Origin of the sequence: Glycomyces tenuis DSM 44171 (assembly GCF_000427885.1) — a bacterium.
In the GTDB taxonomy this organism is placed as follows: domain Bacteria; phylum Actinomycetota; class Actinomycetes; order Mycobacteriales; family Micromonosporaceae; genus Glycomyces; species Glycomyces tenuis.
Window position 1 is genome coordinate 146,456 of record NZ_KE386600.1, and the last position, 16,523, is coordinate 162,978.

Sequence of the window (16,523 nt, forward strand, 5' to 3'; positions counted from 1 at the left end):
CCCTGTAGCGGACACGGGAGTGCCGAAAATCGCTTGCCGCCGTTCGCGGGGCGTGACAGACTTCGCGACCATGACGCCTGCATCACCGACACTGCGCAGCGAGCGGCTCGTCTTGGAGCGGTATGTCCACGCCGACGAGGAGGACTTCGTCGGCCTGTTCATGGACGAGCGCGTCTCGCGCTACATGGGCGACGGGCCCGAACCCGAGGAGCAGGTGCGGGCCCTGTTCTGGCGGGTCTTCACGAACGTCTACGACAAGGGCGCGTTCGACGTGTGGGCCGTCCGCGAGCAGGGGGCCCACATCGGCCACGCCGAGATCAAGCCGACCGAGGTCTCCGGCGGCCACGAGCTGATCTACGCGCTCGCGCACCGAGCATGGGGCCGCGGGCTCGGCACCGAGCTGGCGAAGACGATCACCGGCTACGGGTTCGATGTGCTCGGGCTCGAGGAGGTCCATGCCACGGTCGCGTCCGAGAACTCCGCGTCGCTCGCCGTCATGGCGAGAATCGGCTTCAAGCACATGCGCGACAACGACAACGAAGACGGCTCGGTCACCCGCGTCCTGACGCTCGCGAAGACCGACGCCCACTGGTACCAGCCCGCCGCGTAGCGGGCTTCGGCGGCCGATGTCCCGGTCGACGCTCGCGACGCGGCCGTGATGGTGCGGGGGCGTTGGCGTTCCGCGACGAACGGTCGTGCGGGGGTGCTCGGAAGCGGCCGCGGGCTTGGCACGCTCGGAGCGCGCCTGCGAATCGGCGGTCGGGCGAGGGTCAGCCGGCCCGCCACGCCGCTTCAGGGCTCCGGTGGTCACTGGGCCGAGTGCCGCGGAGCCGTTTGAACGCCACGCTCAGCGCGAAGGCATTGGCGTAGCCCACCTTCCTGGCGATCGCGTCCACGGTGTGGTCGGTCTTCTGCAGCAGGTCCGCTGCGAGGGCGATCCGCCACCCTGTGAGGTAGGCGATCGGCGGTTCGCCGACCAGCGCGGTGAACCGGCGGGCGAGCGCCGACCGCGACACTCCCGCCTTGCCCGCCAGGTCCGCCACGGTCCACGGGTGAGCGGGCGCCTCGTGCAGCAGCCGCAGCACGGGCCCCACGACCGGGTCCTCCAGTGCCCGGCACCAGCCAGGGGCCCCGGCCTCCGGGTCATCGAACCAACTGCGCAGGACGGAGACCAGCATCAGATCCAGCAGCCGGTCCAGTACCAACTGCTGTCCCGGTCGGTCGGCGGCGACCTCCTCGACCACCGCCTCCACCGACGGATAAGGGCCGCCCTCGGCCGGCACGACCAGCACGGGCGGCAGGGCTTGCAGTAGCCGTTCGCTGAGCTCTCCTCTGCGTTCGAAGGCCCCGCTGACCAGCACGGCGGCGTCGTCGGTCGGCATGCCGCAGGTCCGGACGGGCCCAGAGGCGCTCTCGATGCCCTCGGCCCCTGGGCAGTAGTCGGCGCTGGTCACCACCACCGTGGGCGCGGTCGCAGGGTCATCGGCCACTGTGTAGGGCGCCGCTCCGCGAACGAGGGCGATGTCGCCGACGCCGACGGGCACCGGCTCGTGCCGGTCGGGAACGATCCATGCCCGGCCGCGCAGCATCATGGCCAGCGTCAGCGGGGCGCCGCCGGCCATGCGAAGGGCCCAAGGCGGTCGCATGACCGCCTGCCGGAAGACCGCGCCCCGCGCTCGTACCTCCGCCAACAGCTCCGACACGGCGTCCATGCCCAGAGTGTAGACGCCCAGACATCGACTGGCCTCTTCCGGACATGGATCGTCCCAGCCGTCGCCGGTTGAATGGGGTCATGCCTGAGCAAGCGATTCTTGTCATCGGCGCGACCGGCAAGTCCGGCCGCCGCGTCGTCAACCGACTGCGGGCCGAGCGACTGCCGGTCCGCGCCGCCGCCCGCAACGGCGAGCACCGTTTCGACTGGACCGACAGCGGCACCTGGGATGCCGCCCTGGAAGGGGCGCGGTCGGTCTATATCGTGCAGTTGGACGGCACGAAGCTCGTGCGGCCCTTCGTCGAGCGGGCGGTGACGCATGGGGTGCGGCGGATCGTGCTGGCCTCGGGTCGTGGGATCGACGACCCCGGTTATGCGAACGACAGCGGCGGCACGCTGGAGGGACTCCTCGACAGCGAGGCCGCCGTGCGGGAGAGCGGTCTGGAGTGGACGATCAGCAGGCCGGGGTGGTTCGCGCAGAACTTCAGCGAGGGTTTCTTCGCCGATGCCGTCCGCGCCGGTGAGTTGCGCCTGCCCGCCGGGGACGGGGCCGCCAGTTTCGTCGATGCCGAGGACATCGCCGCGGTGGTGGTCGCCGCACTGACCAAGGACGGCCATGCCGGCCAGACCTACGAGCTGTCCGGGCCCCGGGCGGTGACCTTGGCCGAGGCGGCCGCCACGATCTCCGAGGCCGCCGGCCGCGAAGTCCGCTATGTGCCCCTCTCCGTCGAGGACTATGTCGCCGAACTCGTGCGGCAGGGGCTCTCGCCGACGGACGCCGCAGCCTTCGCGGATGTCGTCGAGCCGCTCAGGAAGGGCCGGGACGCGTACGTCTCCGACGGTGTGCAGCGCGCCCTCGCCCGCCCGCCACGGAGCTTCGCCGAATTCGCCGAGTCCACCGCCGCCGCGGGCGCCTGGTCGGCCTGACCGCCGCGCCGCAGCCGACCGGCGCCAGCGGTCGCGATCGGGCCGGCGGAACCCGTCGGCGAGGGCGGCTCCGCGGGTAGGCCCCAGGCCGGGTGGAACCGGTAGGCGGCGCCGCCGTGCTCATCGAGTACGGCGGCGCCGGTCATCGAGGCCCGTTGCAAGGCGCGCGGCTCCGCTTCGCGAGCGGCGCCGCGCGCTTCCGCGACATCGCGATCGTCAGGATGCGGCCGCCAGGAGCTTCGCGACCTCCTCGACCTGGGCGGCGGTGAGCGGCCCCTTCTCGAGGGCCCCCGCGTTCTCCTCGACCTGGGCGGCGGTGCGGCAGCCGGGGATCGGGACGGTGGCGTCGCTGACCGCCCACAGCCACCCGAGCGCGCCCTGGGCGAGAGTGCGGCCTTCGCTGGTGAGGACGTCGCGGACGGCCTCCAGCCGGGCCAGGTACTCGGGGACGGGCCGGCCGTCCTCGAACAGGGTCTTCTCCCCGCCGCTGCCGCGGATGTCGTCGGGGCCGACCTTGGTCTCGGCGGTGTACTTGCCGGTGAGCAGGCCCATCGCCAGCGGGCCGCGGTTGATGCAGGCCAGGTTCAGCCGCTCGCAGACCTCGACGACGTCGGTCTTGCCGCCCTTCATGACCGAGAAGTCGTGCTGGACGGCGGTGCAGTGCTCGCCGCCTGCCCCCCATGCCTCGGCGCGGTCGGGGAAGTCGGTGCTCCACCCGTAGGCGCGGATCTTTCCCGCTTCGACCAGGGACTCGAGCGCCTCGAGCTGCTCGGCGGCGCTGTCGACCGGGTGGTCGTTGAGGTGGAACTGGTAGAGGTCGATGTAGTCGGTGCCGAGTCGGCGCAGGGACGCCTCGACCGCGTCGCGGAGGTATCGGGGTCCGTGCCCGGGCCCGGTGAAGACTTTGGTGTCCTCATCGAACCGGTTGCCCCACTTGGTCGCGATGACGACCTGGTCCCGACGGCCCTCCAGGGCCCTGGACAGGACGCGCTCGCTGTGTCCGGCGCCGTAGAGGTCGGCGGTGTCGAAGAAGGTGACGCCGAGGTCCAGAGCGCGGTGGACGGCGCGGACCGACTCGTCATCGTCCACCTCGCCCCAGCCGAGGGCGGTCCCGTCCGTGGTGAAGAACGGGCCGCCGATGGCCCAGCAGCCCATGCCGATCCCGCTGACTTCGATGCCGCTTCTTCCGAGTGTTCGTCTCATCATGCCCTCGACGCTAGAACCTGGAGCGCACTCCAGGTCAAATCCTGTTTCAGGATTTCTTCGTTGCGAGGGCCGGAAGGTGTCGCACCCGGGCACGACAAGGCGAGTCCCGAACGGGCCGATGGCGCAGCAGTGCACAAGGCGACGCCTCATTTGCTTCGGCGCCCTCGGTAGTAGTACTCGGGTACCTCTCGGCTTGCTCAGGTTCATGCGGTGAACCGATGATGGCGCGTTCGGCGGGCCGTAGCGTCGGAGACATCATCCACCCCTTGACCTGACGTGGATGTCCTTGCAGATCCCATGACTTCGGAGCTTTAAGTGACCAAAAGGGACTCCATTCGTTTCCGATACTCCTATAACGACCTCACCCGGAACAAGGGCGTCAACCTGGCGCTGATCGTGATCCTGGTGCTCAGCGCCTTCCTGATGGCCACCGGCGCCATGCTCATCGAACGCACCCTCAGCTCGATGAGCGAGTTCTTCGACGAGGCCGCGCCTCCGCACTTCCTCCAGATGCACAAGGGGGAGTACGACCCGGCCGAACTCGAGCGCTTCGCGTCCGAGCACCCCGAGGTCGACGAGTGGCTGATCGAGGACATGCTCGGCTACGACAGCGCCGCGATCAGCTGGGAGCGCCCCTCCACCGGCGAAGGCGGCGACCTCTCCGAGAGCCTCATCGACAACCTGTTCGTCACCCAGAACTCGGAATTCGACTTCCTCATCGACCAGAACGGCGCCATCCCCGAACCCGGCGCCGGCGAGGTCTACGTGCCGGTGGCCTACGAGCAGCAGTTCGAGCTCGAGGCCGGCGACCTGCTTCGCGTGCGGACCGCCGAGGGCCTCCATGAGCTGCGCGTCGCCGGCTTCGTGCGCGACTCGCAGATGGCCTCCTCGCTGTCGCAGTCGACCCGCTTCCTCATCTCCGAGGACGACTTCGCGGCGATGTCCGCGGCCGGGGGCGCCATCCCCGAGATCATCGTGGAGTACCGGCTGACCGACACCTCCCTGGCCCAGGCCCTCCAGTCCGCGTACGAATCCGACGAGGCCCTGCCCAAGAACGGGGAGTCCGTCACCTACGACCTGTTGCTCATCATCAACGCCATCAGCAACGGACTCGTGGCCGCAGCGCTCATGTTCGCCGGCCTGCTGCTCGTCGCCATCGCGCTCCTCAACGCCCGCTTCGTCATCCGCGGGACACTCGAGGACGAGGTCCGTCAGATCGGTGCGATGAAGGCGATCGGCCTGCCGGACCGCACCATCCGCGGCCTGTACCTGGCGAAGTACCGGGTGATGACCCTCATCGCGTGCGCCGTCGGCGGCGCCCTGGCGATCGCGGCCGTGCAGGTGCTCACCCGCACCGTCCAGGCCAACTACGGCGAAGCCGACGTCGGCCTCCTCACCGTGCTCGTGCCCGTCGCCGCGTTGGCGCTGGTCTACGTGTTCGTCGTTGCCATCTGCCGCAGGATCTTCGGCAAGGTCCGCAAGATCGAGGTCGTCAACGCCCTCGTCCACGGCAGCACCCTCGACGACCGCCAGACCGCGCGCCGCGCCAAGCGCGAGGCGAAGCGGGTGCGGCGCACCAGTCTCACCAGGTTCGGCGGTACGAGCCTCAACCGGCGGCTCGCCCTGCTCGACCTGCGGGCCGAGGCGCGACAGTGGGTGCTCATCCCGATCGTCATGTTCCTCGCCGCGGTGCTCATGACACTCCCGATGAACCTCCTCAGCACCTTCTCCGACCCCGAGTTCATCACCTATATGGGCTCGCCCGAGAGCGACCTGCGCGCCGACCTGGAGCTCTCCGAGGACGTCGACGCCGTACGCGGAGACCTCCTCGCGGCGATGTCGTCCGACGAGCGGTTGGACAACGTGCGGGCCTTCGCCAACCTCCTGTACGAGACCGAGGGCGAGGAGGGCTGGGAGGTCCTGCGCGTCGAGGTGGGCGACTACTCCGACTCCGCCATGCCCTTCATCGAAGGCGGCCCGCCCGAGCCCGGTGAGATCGCCCTTTCGGCGATGAACGCCGAGAAGTACGGCCTGGCGACCGGGGACGAGCTCCTCGTCCGCCTCGACGGAGAATCGTCGAATCTCACCGTCAGCGGCGTCTACCAGGACATCACCGGCGGCGGCCTCTCGGCCAAGATGCAGGGCGAGGTCGACGCCGGCGCGGCGAGCTACACCGTCTTCGCCGACACCGCCGAGGGCGCCGACACCGCCGAACTCGTCTCGGAGTACGCCGACGCGTTCCCCTCTGCCAAGGTGACCCCGATGCGCGAGTTCATGGAGCAGACGCTCTCGTACATCACCGGCGCGGTCCGCAGTGCCGCCGCGCTGACCTTCGCGTTCGCGCTCGGCGTGGCGCTGGTCATCACGAGCCTGTTCCTGAAGCTGCGGCTCGCCAGTGACCGGCAGAAGATGGGCATGCTCTCCGCCGTCGGCTTCTCCACGAACGAGATCATCGCGCAGGCGCGGGGCAAGACCCTCCTCGCCGTCGTCGTCGGCACCGTCCTGGGCACGGTGTTCGCGACCACCGGTGGCGAGAGCATCGCCGGGTCCTTCCTCTCCTTGGCGGGGCTGGGCATCGTCGACTTCCAGTTCCTTCCGAACCCGTGGCTCGTCTACCTCGCCTACCCGCTGCTGCTCATCAGTGCCGGATACCTCGGCGCCGTTTTCCTGACTTCGCGCCTCCGCGGCGCCGACAAGAGCTCATGGCTCAGAGGATGAAAGAAGGACCGATCATGTCGAACGACCACCGCATCACCCTGGAATGCACGGACCTCAGCAAGACCTACTTCTCGACCGACCCGCCCAGCCAGGTCCTGCACGGCATCGACCTCGCCGTGCGGACCGGCGAGTTCCTCGTCGTCATGGGCGCCTCCGGATCGGGGAAATCCACACTGCTGTACAGCATCAGCGGCATGGACCGACCCACGAGCGGCAACGTCCTGCTGGAAGGCCGAGAGCTCACCTCCCTCGACGACGCCGAGATGAGCCGGGTCCGGCTCACTCGCATGGGCTTCATCTTCCAGCAGGCGTACTTCCTGAGCAACCTCAACCTCCAGGACAACATCCTGCTGCCGGCGCTCAAGGCCGCGCCCGAGGACAAGGACGGCGTGATCAAGCGCGTCGACGCCCTCATGGAGCGGTTCGGCATCGACCACGTGAAGCGCCACGGCGTCACCCAGGTCTCCGGCGGGCAGCTCCAGCGGGCCTCGATCTGCCGGGCGCTCGCGGGCGAGCCTGCCGTGCTGTTCGCCGACGAGCCCACCGGCGCCCTCAACAGCAGCATGTCCACCGAGGTCATGAACGCCCTCACCGACGTCCACGGCGACGGCACCACCATCGTCATGGTCACCCACGACCCCGCCTGCGCCGCTAGAGCCGACCGCGTGGTCTACCTCCGCGACGGCCTCCTCATCGACACCCGCGAACAGGGCCCGTGGACCGAAGACCAAGCGAAACAACGGGAAGACGACCTGTTCGCCTGGCTGAGCGACAAAGGATTCTGAACACCCTCGGAAACGATCAGCGACCGAGGCCGCAGAGCGCCTGGGCAACCGGGGCGGGGCCGCACGGCCCCGCCCCCGCAGGACGGCGGCGAGGTGCGAGTGCCGATCGAAATTCAAGCGCCGAATCCGCAGCACGACCGCAGTGCGGATGCGGCGCCGGTCGGGGACCCGAGCCGGCGAGGTCGCGACGATCGCCGAGGATCCGGCGTCGGCCCGGGGCTCCTACACTGGCCGCATGTCGCATTCCGATGGTCCCGGTTCAGGAGCCGGTCCGGTCGAGCGGCGCTTCGCCTTGGATACGGGAGTCGTTGTCGGCCGTGTCGATGGCGATGTGGTCCGGGCGCTCGGCATCCCCTACGCGGAGGCGACACGGTTCGCCCCTCCCGTCCCGATCAAGCGATACGAAGCGCCGGTCGAAGCATTCCATCGGGCCCTGGCCGCGCCGCAGCTGCCGCCGAAACTGTTCGATCGGTTGATCAGCGGCGACGACCTGGGCACGGATGAGCACTGTCAACGGTTGTCGGTCACCGCTCCGGCCGACCTCGGCGACGACGAGCGGCTGCCGGTGATGGTCTGGATCCACGGCGGCGGCAACGTCGCCGGTGCCGGCGATCTCGCCCAGTACGATCCGCGCGCTCTGGTGGTCGAACAGCGGGTGGTCGTCGTCGCGGTCACCTTCCGGCTCGGGATGCTCGGCTTTCTCGGCGACGGCGCCGACGTGCCGGCGAACCTCGGCTTGCTCGACCAGCTGATCGCATTGCGTTGGGTACGGGACAACATCGCCGCGTTCGGCGGCGATCCCGATGCGGTCACGGTGTTCGGCCAATCCTCAGGCGCGGATGCCATCGCTCATCTGATGATCAGCGACGGCGCCGAGGACCTGTTCGGGAGAGTGATCCTGCAAAGCGCCCCCTTGGGCGTCACTGCGAGTCGAGCCGCCATGACCGAGGCGATGATCGCGGCGGTCGGCACGCCGCCGCGGGACGCCCCGGTCGAGGAGGTCCTCGCGATGCAGCCGGTGGCCGAGCATGCGGCCCGGCGCTTCGGGAAGGCGGCCAGGATGCCGTTCGGTGTGCAGCACGGATTCCCGCCGGTCCCGGGCGAGGCCGATCTGGATGCGGCGTGGCGAGAGGCGGCCCGACGCATCGATGTCCTGATCGGCTGCACGCTGGACGAGACCGGAATAATCGCGGCCCTCGTTCCGGCCCTGCACCGCGTGTTCCGGGCGCCGGCGCTCGGCCGTGCCACGCGGCGGCTGCTGACCGCGTCGCTCACTCGATCCATGTACGACACGCCCGCCCGGCAGTTCGCCGACCGGCACCGGTCCTGGGGTGGTCGTGCGCATCGGTACCGCATGATGTGGCGACCGGACGGCAACGGCTTCGGGGCCGCGCACCTCACCGATCTGCCGCTCCTGCTCGGCACCCGCGAGTCATGGGAAGGCGCTGCGCTCCTGGGGTCTGCGGATTGGTCCGACATGGACCGCCGCGGCCGCCTCGTCCGTGGTGTCTGGGCCGAATTCGCCCGCACCGGCTCGGTGCCGGACTTGCAGAAGAACGACACGATCGCCTTTCCGTCGCCCTGATGGGCCTGACATGGACCTGGTGTGGTCGAGTTCGCCTGATTGTTCCGGGAGGCACCGGCCCCACTTCCGGCGCTCGGCCGGGGCTCGAGACGCGCGTCGGAGACCGATACGGACGGCCAGGACCACGCCTGCCTCCGTCGCAGTCCAGCCGAACGCCCATCCCGCCCCCCAAGCGCCTCAGGTCATCGGGGGCCGACGCTCGCGGGAACCGACTTCCTGGAATCCCTCCTGAGGCCGATGAACCTGGACGACCGGGCCGTGACAGCCCGTAATGATCACTCGCGCTTGGCGAGGGCCTCGCGGCGGATCCACTGCGGGAGTGTGGGGTTGTCGGCCGTGGTGATGACGCCGACGGTCTTGCGGACATAGCGGTCGTCGTCCAGCAGCGACAGCATGCCCGCCGCCAGATCGACGCGCGCGGTGTAGCGACCGTCGGCGCGGCCTTCGACGAGCGTGTAGTCGGTGACCGACGGCAGGTGGTAGAGCCCACTGGGCCGCACGATGGTCCAGTCCAGATCGTCATCGCGCAGCAGTGCCTCCATCCGCCGCATGTCGTCGTACAGCGACTTGCCCAGGACGTTGGTGACATATGGCAGCAGCAGCCGGTTGAACAAGAAGCCGGCATCGGCGTACGGCTGCGGTTCGACCCCGGTCGAACTGATCACCGCGATGCGGCGCAGGCGGTGTCGGTGCATCGCGGCCGCGATGTTGGCTGTCCCGCGTGAATAGGTGGTGATCGGTTCCTTCCCGGCCGGCACCCCGAGTGCCGACAGGACGGCGTCCCCTCTCGCCACGACGGCGTCGACCGCGTCCTGGTCGAGCACGTCCGCGCCGATCACGTCGAGTCGGCCATGTCGCAGCGGAAACGAGTCCGGGTTCCGGGTGGCGGCGGTGACGTGATGACCGGCGTCGATCGCCTGACGAGTGAGCAGGCGGCCGGTCGGGCCATTGGCTCCGAAGATCGCGATGCGCATGATGTTCGTCCTTCCTAGACCATGTCCGGGTGACCTGACCGGCTGACGGTCACCACGATTCGATGAGGGGGTCTGCGTGCTCGACCCGTCGCCACCGCTCGGTGAGACGTCCGAGCCGGTCGGTGTCGGCAATGCTCACCACGCTCGCGATCTTGTCGCCGCGAGTCTCCAAGACCGCCAGGCCCACCACCTTGTCGCCGAGCGTCGCCAGGACCGCGGGAAGGCCGTTGACCATGTCGGCGTGGATCGCGGGGCGGCCGCCGGCCAGTCTCCGCTTCGCCGGAGTCGGCCTGAAGGCGGCCCGCACCACCGCGGCGATCTGTTCGGGGACCGTGTAGCTCAGCAGGTGCTCGGTCAAGCCCAGCCCGTCGAAGACCGCGGTCGTGTCATCGGTCAGCAACGCCACCAGCCGTTCGGTGCGGCCCGAGGCCGCAGCGTCGACGAACGCTTCGGCGATGCGCCGGGCGGCGGCACGGTCGGCCGTGTGGACGTTGCGCGCGACCCTGACACGGCTTCGCGCCCGGTGGGCGTGCTGCTGGCTGGCCGAGACACTGATGTCGAGGATTTCGGCGATCTCGGCGTGGCGGTGGGAGAACGCCTCGCGCAGGACGTAGACGGCCCGCTCGATCGGCGCTAGGCGCTCCAGGAGCATCAGCACCGCCAAGCTCACCGACTCGCGCTGCTCGGCGGTGTCGGCCGGGCCCAGCATCGGATCGCCATCGAGCAGCGGCTCGGGCATCCAGATGCCGACCGAGCGCTCGCGCCTGGCCCGCGCCGAGCGGAGCCGGTCGAGCGAGAGATTGGTGACCGTCTTGGTCAGCCACGCCTCGGGCACCGGAATGCGCTCGGCGTCGGCGGCCTGCCAGCGCACGAAGGCGTCCTGCACGACGTCTTCGGCGTCGGCGGCCGAGCCGAGCAGTCGGTACGCGAGCGAGGCCAACCGGTTCCGGTTGGCCTCGAAGCACTCCACGGTGGCAGCGTCCATGGGCACTGCCCTAGGCGGCGAGCGTGTTCGTCGCGCGGTCGACCTCGGCGGCCAAGCGGTACTTGCGGGTGGGCATGCCGAAGGTCGGGTGGGCCGCTCCCCATGCGGCGCCTTTGAGAACGGCGCCCTTGACACGGGCGGCCTTGCGCCCGAGCAATGCCCCGGTCCTCGATCGCGCGTCGCCGTCGACCAGTTGGAAGATCGCGTCGTCGCGTCCGAGGCTGATGTGGTTGCCGATATAGGACAGCTTGACGATCGGGGCCTTGCGACCGGTCAGATCCTCGATGATCGCGGCGATCGCCCGCTTGCTCGTAGGTCCCGCCGAAGCGCAGGACATCGGCAGCGGCCGGCCGTTCTCGGCGATGGCGTAGGCGCAGTCGCCTGCGACGAAGACGTCGGGGTGCGAGAGTGACCGCATCTGGCGATCAACCGCGATCTGTCCGGTCGCCGCGACGGCGAGACCGCTGGCGGCGGCGATGGGGTGAACGGCGAAACCGGCGGTCCACACGGTCGCGTCAGAGGCGATGTCGGTGCCGCCCGAGACGACCCCCGCCGCCTCGACGCGGTCGACGGTGGTGTGCTCGCGGATCGCGATGCCGAACCGATCGAACGCCCGCAGCAGGTGGCGGCGGGCCTTGGAGCCCAGCCATCCGCCCAGCTCGCCACTGGTGGCGAGGGTGATCTGGAACCCGGGCCGGGATTCGGCGAGTTCAGTGGCGGTCTCGATCGCGGTCAGGTTGCCGCCGACTACCACCACCTTCCCGTGCCCGCCCAGCTCGTCCAAGCGCCGCCGAAGCCGCAATGCCGCCGGCCGCCCGGCGACGTGGAAGGCGTGCTCGTTCACCCCCGGGACACCGTGGTCGGCGACGGTGCTGCCGAGCGCGTAGAGCAAGGTGTCGTACTGGAGCCGGTCGCTGCCTTGGTCGCCTTCGACGTGCACGATCCGCCGATCAGGGTCGACGCCGGTCACTCGCGCGAGCCGTATCCGGATGCCGGTGCCCGCGAAGACCTTCGACAACGGCCGGTGCGGAAGTTCCTGCCCGGCGGCGAGCTGATGATTGCGCAACCGCTCGACGAAATCGGCTTCAGCGTTCACGACGGTGATCTCAACTTCGTCGGAACGGAGCTGACGGGCCAAGTATCCGGCCGAGAATGCCCCTGCGTACCCGGCGCCGAGGACGAGGATCCGGTGCTTCATGGTGTTGCTCCTGTCTGATTCGTCTGCCCCTTTAACGAGACAGCGCTCAAATCCATGACAGAACCGCTCCGGGACCCGTGCCGAGATCGACCCGACGGCCGGTGCCAATCGCCGCAACGCGAGCCGCACGCGAATCGAACTCGCATCATCGGTTTGGAAGACCACGGCGTTTACCCTGATCTACCTGCGGAAACACCTATGCGTCGCCGCATGCTCGCCGGCGGTGTGCGGGCCGAACCGCACGTCTGGGAAGGCGCTTCTCACGGCAGGTTCGGCGGGAACGCGCCCGAGGACCGGGAGCAGATCGCCCGACTGAAGACCTTCTTCGACCGCGTCCGAGAACCGATCAGCGGGGCCGGGACGGATCCCGGCCTCGCTGATCGGATCGGCCGCTACTGGACGAGCAGCTGATCCGAGCGGTGGAGCCAGCGGGCGAGATCGGCGCGCTTGACCGGGCGCTCGGCGCCGAAACGCTCAGCGCCGGCAGGGTCGATGACGCCGGACTCCACGGCCCAGGCGATCGCGTCGGCCGCCGGGTCCGAAGGATCGACGTCGGCGAAGTCAGGCGGCTCGGTGGGCTCGGGCGAGCCCGCGAGCTGCCAGAGCGCCACTGCCGCTTCGTCCCTGTGCGTCGCCCCGTTCGCATCGTCGGGCTCCGGCACGCTGCCGGGGCGGTACGCCTCGAGCACCTGCTCCAAGTCGGCGTGGGTCACCGTGCGGCGCGGCTGGAAGTGGCCGCCGGCACCGGACAGGTCGATCACCTCGTCGTGGAGCCATTGGATCGCCTCGTAGTCGGGGTGTTCGCCGTTCACGTCCGGGTAGGCCGGAGGCGGCGGCGTTCCGGGCACGGCGCGCAGTTCGTCGACCGCCACCGCCCCTTCGAGCGCGCCGCCCTCGACCGCGTTGACGAAGACGCTGAACTGCGTGACCCGGCTCAGGGTCTCGGCGTCGAGTCGCCGGTCGGCGTTGCCGGTGTCCCACGGCGCGGGGCGCCAGTCCGCGAACGGGATCGTCGCCAGGTACGGTTCGTCCGCCTCCAGCGACGGGTACGCCTCGAACGCGACACCGTCGGCGACCAACTGGAGCACCATCGTGTTGCCCGAGGCGTCGGGGTCGATCCAGACCTCGAAGTCCTCGAACGACGACCAGTCGCCCGAGACCTGGCGCCCCACGCCCGTATAGGACTGGGCGGCGAACGAGTACGCCATGCGCAGGGCCTTCTCGCCGCCGCCGACGGCGTCGCCGTCGGCCGAGCGCAGCAGCTCGATCGTGTTGGCGTTCTGCGGCACCCAGGAGTTGCGCAGCGCCGCCTGGTCGCCGTAGCCCTCGAAGTCGTCGACCGCGCCAGGCGGCAGCACGGGCTCGGGGCCGAGCACGATCGACGATGCGACGGTCCGGACCTCGGTGCCGCCGGAGTAGACGTGCAGCGTGAGCCCTCGCGTCGAGTTGTCCAGTTCGGCCTCCGGGACGTCCCATTCACCGGTCCACCACATGTCGCCGTCGCCCGGGGCGGACAGTTCGACCGTCGGGCCGCCGTCGACGCTGACCGTGACGCTGTCGGCGTCGTAGCCGGTCACCGACGCGCGCAGGTCCACCGGGCCGGTCGCCACGCGCGAGCCGTCGGCCGGGCTCGCCAGGTGGGCCGCGGCGGACGGGACCGGCTCGGTCGCGGCGTCGTGGACGCCTTCGAGCTCGTCGGCGAAGTAGGTGTACGGGTCCTGGTGGTAGGCCTGGAAGTCCGGCAGCATCTCGCCGTCGACCGGCGTGTACGGGGTCGTGTCGCCGCCGTAGTTCGCCCAGGTCAGCATGTAGGCCGTGCGGGAGGCCGACGGGTCGGCCTCGATCGCCTCCAGCACGTCGGTGTACCAGTTCGGGTTCGCGTTCGCCCCGTCCGGTTGCACGCCGCCGCTGATGCCGAACTCGGTGAACGCGCTGATCTTGCCGCGCTCCTCGGCGAGCTCGCCCATCATGCCGAGGTCGGCCACGATCCCGTCGAGGAACGTCTGGGACGCACCGGTGCCGTCATAGGTGTCGTAGCCGAGCACGTCGACGAACTCGTCGCCGGGGTAGGTGCGCAGGTACTGCTCGGCGTCACCGCCGAATCCGCCGCCGGGCGAGAAGGCGTAGAGCAGGTTGTGCACGCCTTTGACGTCCCGCAGGTACTCCACGGTGAAGCGGAAGAGCTCGGCGTACTCGCCGGGGTTTCCGAAGGCCGCGCCCCACCAGAACCACGAGCCGGCGTTCTCGTGCCACGGGCGGAAGATGATCGGGATCGGCCTGCCTTCGGCATCGATCGCGTTCGTCGCGGTCATGGCGAAGCGGTCGAGGTAGGCGCGCAGGTCGTCGTGGTGCTCGCCGCCCGGCAGCACGGCGCGCAGGGCGTCGCCGCCGGTGTCGTAGAAGTCGCCGCCGGTCGCCCAGTTCTCCATGTGGACGGTCATGGTGGGGATCGCCCCGACGTCGTGCGCCTGGCGGATGTTCTCGGCCAGCTTGAGTGCGTTCGCCTCGCGCTCGGCGGTCGACATTCCGGCCGTCTCGAGCGTGTCGAAGCCGATCACGGCCGGGTGGTCGCCGGTGGCCGTCAGGACGTCCGAGGACGTGCCGTCCTGCTCGTCGAACGACTCGCCGAAGTACAGGTCCTCCTGATGTCCGAACAGGACACCTTGGTCGTCGATGTCCCGCAGGTACGCGAACAGTGAGCGCGTCTCGGGGGTCGCGTCCGGATCGGCCAGGTCCACCTGCGGGTCGATCGGGACCGGGTCGGCCTGCGCCGGAAGCGCACCGGCGAAGGCCGAGAGGCCGCCGACGGCCAGGGCCGTCGCTGCGGCGAGGAGTCCGCGGCGCAGCCGCGGCGAGGTCGGATTCGAGTTCATCGTCGAACCTCCGAAGACCTGCTCGTCGTTGTGTGTGACATCGTCGTCCTTTCACGTCCGAGGCGGCTTCGCCTGCGGAGCCGGAGGGGTGGCGCTCGCTTGGGCGTCCTCTTATTATTAAGCCACTAAATTTAACGTGTCAAGCTTCTGATGCAACAGCGACCGCGAACCATCGCCCAGGCCGTCGACGACGGCCGAAGGACGCGGGAGTCCTCGGCGCTCGGACAGGTAGGCCGGTTCCAGTAAGGTGATCCGCACCGACACTTGCCCGTGAAACGCGCCGTGAGGAGGCCGCATTGCGATCGTTCGGCGCAGACACCCGGATGCCGACGGTTGCCGCGGTGCTGGACCTCATCCGCGAGCGGAGGACGGTCAGCCGCGTCGAACTGGCGGAGGCGACGGGCATGACGCAGGCGACGATGACGCACGCGGTGCGCAAGCTGATGGCGATGGGCTTCGTCCACGAGGTGGGCAAGGCGCGTTCGAGCAATGGCATGCCGCGTCGACTCGTGGAGCTGGTGCCGGAGGCGAGCTACCAGGTCGGCATCCAGTTCGACCGGTATACGGCGGTCGGGGTGGTGATCGACCTGGCGGGCGCGACAGTGGTCCGGCGCGACCTCCCCGGAGCGGGAGACCGCCATCCGGAGGAGGTCCTCCTCGAGTACGCCGGGGCGGTGGACACGATGCTCGACGCCGCATCGATTCCCCGCGAGAAGGTCCTGGGCATAGGTCTGGCGACGCACGGGCCCCAAGACCGGGGGAAAGGGGTCCTGCTGACCCCCCAGCCGTCGCCGGACTGGCGGGAGTTCCCGCTGGCCGCGAGGCTCCAGGAAGCGACGGGCCTGCCCGTGGCACTGGAGAACGACGCGACCGCCGCGGGCATCGGCGTCCAGGCCAAGGCGGACGCGGCATCGAACTTCGCGGTGGTCTTCATGTCGGGCGGCATCGGCGCGGGCGTGATCATCGACGGCCACCCCTACCGCGGCGCGACCTCGAACGGCGTCGAACTGGGACACATCTCCGTCGAAGCGCGCGGCCCGAGATGCGCCTGCGGCAACCGGGGCTGCCTCGACATGATCTCGGGCCCCGCGGGTGTGACGGGTCAGGCCATGAGGAACCGATCCCTGATCTCCCGTCTCGGCTTGGGCAAGGACACATTGACCGACTTCCTCGCGATCGGCAGAGCCGCCGCCTCCGGCGATGCGGAAGCCGAGGTTCTGATCGACACCTCGAAGCAGCACCTCGCAATCGCCACGATCACGCTGGTGAACCTCTTCGACGTGGGAAGGGTGGTCTTGGCGGGCGCCGCCTTCGCGGAGTTCGGGGACGTATACCTCGACGCGCTCCAGGAAGACCTCGACGAATCGGTCTTCATGCGCCACGTTCACAGCGTCCAAGTGCGACTCGCCGAGAATCCCGCCGACGCCCCTGCCGTAGGCGCCGCCATGGTGGTCCTCCGCGACCTCCTGGAATCCCCTGGCGAATTCCCGACGCCCGCCACTTGAAGCGCGCGCCCCGCCGCACCTCGTGTGCCACCGAAACCGCGACAGAGCCGGTGGCC

13 protein-coding genes are annotated in these 16,523 nt (G+C 69.6%); 7 read left to right on the forward strand and 6 right to left on the reverse strand.

Annotated features, from left to right (window positions below):
• Nucleotides 1-70: 70 nt before the first annotated feature.
• Entirely contained in the window at nucleotides 71-610 is a 540-nt protein-coding gene (locus YWW_RS0124865) for a GNAT family N-acetyltransferase (RefSeq protein ID WP_035696867.1), read from the forward strand.
• 160 nt (nucleotides 611-770) lie between these two features.
• Here the strand turns inward: YWW_RS0124865 and YWW_RS0124870 are convergent, their stop codons facing one another.
• Entirely contained in the window at nucleotides 771-1,712 is a 942-nt protein-coding gene (locus YWW_RS0124870) for an AraC family transcriptional regulator (RefSeq protein ID WP_026932205.1), read from the reverse strand.
• An 80-nt stretch (nucleotides 1,713-1,792) separates the two neighbouring features.
• Here YWW_RS0124870 and YWW_RS0124875 point away from each other — a divergent pair, with 80 nt between their 5' ends.
• Nucleotides 1,793-2,638, forward strand: coding sequence for an NAD(P)H-binding protein (locus tag YWW_RS0124875; protein WP_026932206.1), 846 nt, complete (start codon nucleotides 1,793-1,795; stop codon nucleotides 2,636-2,638).
• Between the two features lie 216 nt (nucleotides 2,639-2,854).
• On the opposite strand, the gene YWW_RS0124880 is transcribed toward YWW_RS0124875, so the two are convergent.
• Nucleotides 2,855-3,844, reverse strand: coding sequence for an aldo/keto reductase (locus YWW_RS0124880; protein WP_026932207.1), 990 nt, complete (start codon nucleotides 3,842-3,844; stop codon nucleotides 2,855-2,857).
• 315 nt (nucleotides 3,845-4,159) lie between these two features.
• On the opposite strand from YWW_RS0124880, the gene YWW_RS0124885 reads away from it, so the two are divergent.
• From YWW_RS0124885 to YWW_RS32920, 3 genes are all read left to right on the forward strand, one after another.
• Nucleotides 4,160-6,562 carry an ABC transporter permease gene (locus tag YWW_RS0124885; RefSeq protein ID WP_026932208.1) on the forward strand — a complete coding sequence of 801 codons (2,403 nt, stop codon included), beginning with the start codon at nucleotides 4,160-4,162 and terminating at the stop codon, nucleotides 6,560-6,562.
• A gap of 14 nt (nucleotides 6,563-6,576) precedes the next feature.
• Nucleotides 6,577-7,347, forward strand: coding sequence for an ABC transporter ATP-binding protein (locus tag YWW_RS0124890; protein WP_035696809.1), 771 nt, complete (start codon nucleotides 6,577-6,579; stop codon nucleotides 7,345-7,347).
• A gap of 235 nt (nucleotides 7,348-7,582) precedes the next feature.
• Nucleotides 7,583-8,932: a carboxylesterase family protein gene (locus YWW_RS32920; protein ID WP_081687763.1), complete on the forward strand. Its 1,350-nt coding sequence runs from the start codon at nucleotides 7,583-7,585 to the stop codon at nucleotides 8,930-8,932.
• A 275-nt stretch (nucleotides 8,933-9,207) separates the two neighbouring features.
• On the opposite strand, the gene YWW_RS0124905 is transcribed toward YWW_RS32920, so the two are convergent.
• From YWW_RS0124905 to YWW_RS0124915, 3 genes are read right to left on the reverse strand one after another with little or no spacing between them, the layout of a single operon-like run.
• Nucleotides 9,208-9,906, reverse strand: coding sequence for an NAD(P)-dependent oxidoreductase (locus YWW_RS0124905; RefSeq protein ID WP_026932210.1), 699 nt, complete (start codon nucleotides 9,904-9,906; stop codon nucleotides 9,208-9,210).
• A 49-nt stretch (nucleotides 9,907-9,955) separates the two neighbouring features.
• Nucleotides 9,956-10,891 (reverse strand): sigma-70 family RNA polymerase sigma factor, encoded by a 936-nt coding sequence (locus YWW_RS0124910; protein WP_026932211.1) that lies wholly within the window; start codon nucleotides 10,889-10,891, stop codon nucleotides 9,956-9,958.
• 10 nt (nucleotides 10,892-10,901) lie between these two features.
• Complete coding sequence (locus YWW_RS0124915) at nucleotides 10,902-12,089, reverse strand: NAD(P)/FAD-dependent oxidoreductase (RefSeq protein ID WP_026932212.1); 1,188 nt, start codon at nucleotides 12,087-12,089, stop codon at nucleotides 10,902-10,904.
• Between the two features lie 198 nt (nucleotides 12,090-12,287).
• On the opposite strand from YWW_RS0124915, the gene YWW_RS0124920 reads away from it, so the two are divergent.
• On the forward strand, nucleotides 12,288-12,500 hold the full coding sequence (locus tag YWW_RS0124920; RefSeq protein ID WP_026932213.1) for an alpha/beta hydrolase family protein: 213 nt from the start codon (nucleotides 12,288-12,290) through the stop codon (nucleotides 12,498-12,500).
• Here the strand turns inward: YWW_RS0124920 and YWW_RS32925 are convergent.
• Nucleotides 12,482-14,962, reverse strand: a complete 2,481-nt coding sequence (locus YWW_RS32925; protein ID WP_051326285.1) for a glycosyl hydrolase — start codon at nucleotides 14,960-14,962, stop codon at nucleotides 12,482-12,484. The genes YWW_RS0124920 and YWW_RS32925 overlap by 19 nt on opposite strands.
• Before the next feature lie 296 nt (nucleotides 14,963-15,258).
• Here YWW_RS32925 and YWW_RS32930 point away from each other — a divergent pair, with 296 nt between their 5' ends.
• Nucleotides 15,259-16,467 (forward strand): ROK family transcriptional regulator, encoded by a 1,209-nt coding sequence (locus YWW_RS32930; protein WP_155830399.1) that lies wholly within the window; start codon nucleotides 15,259-15,261, stop codon nucleotides 16,465-16,467.
• The last annotated feature ends 56 nt before the right edge of the window (nucleotides 16,468-16,523 follow it).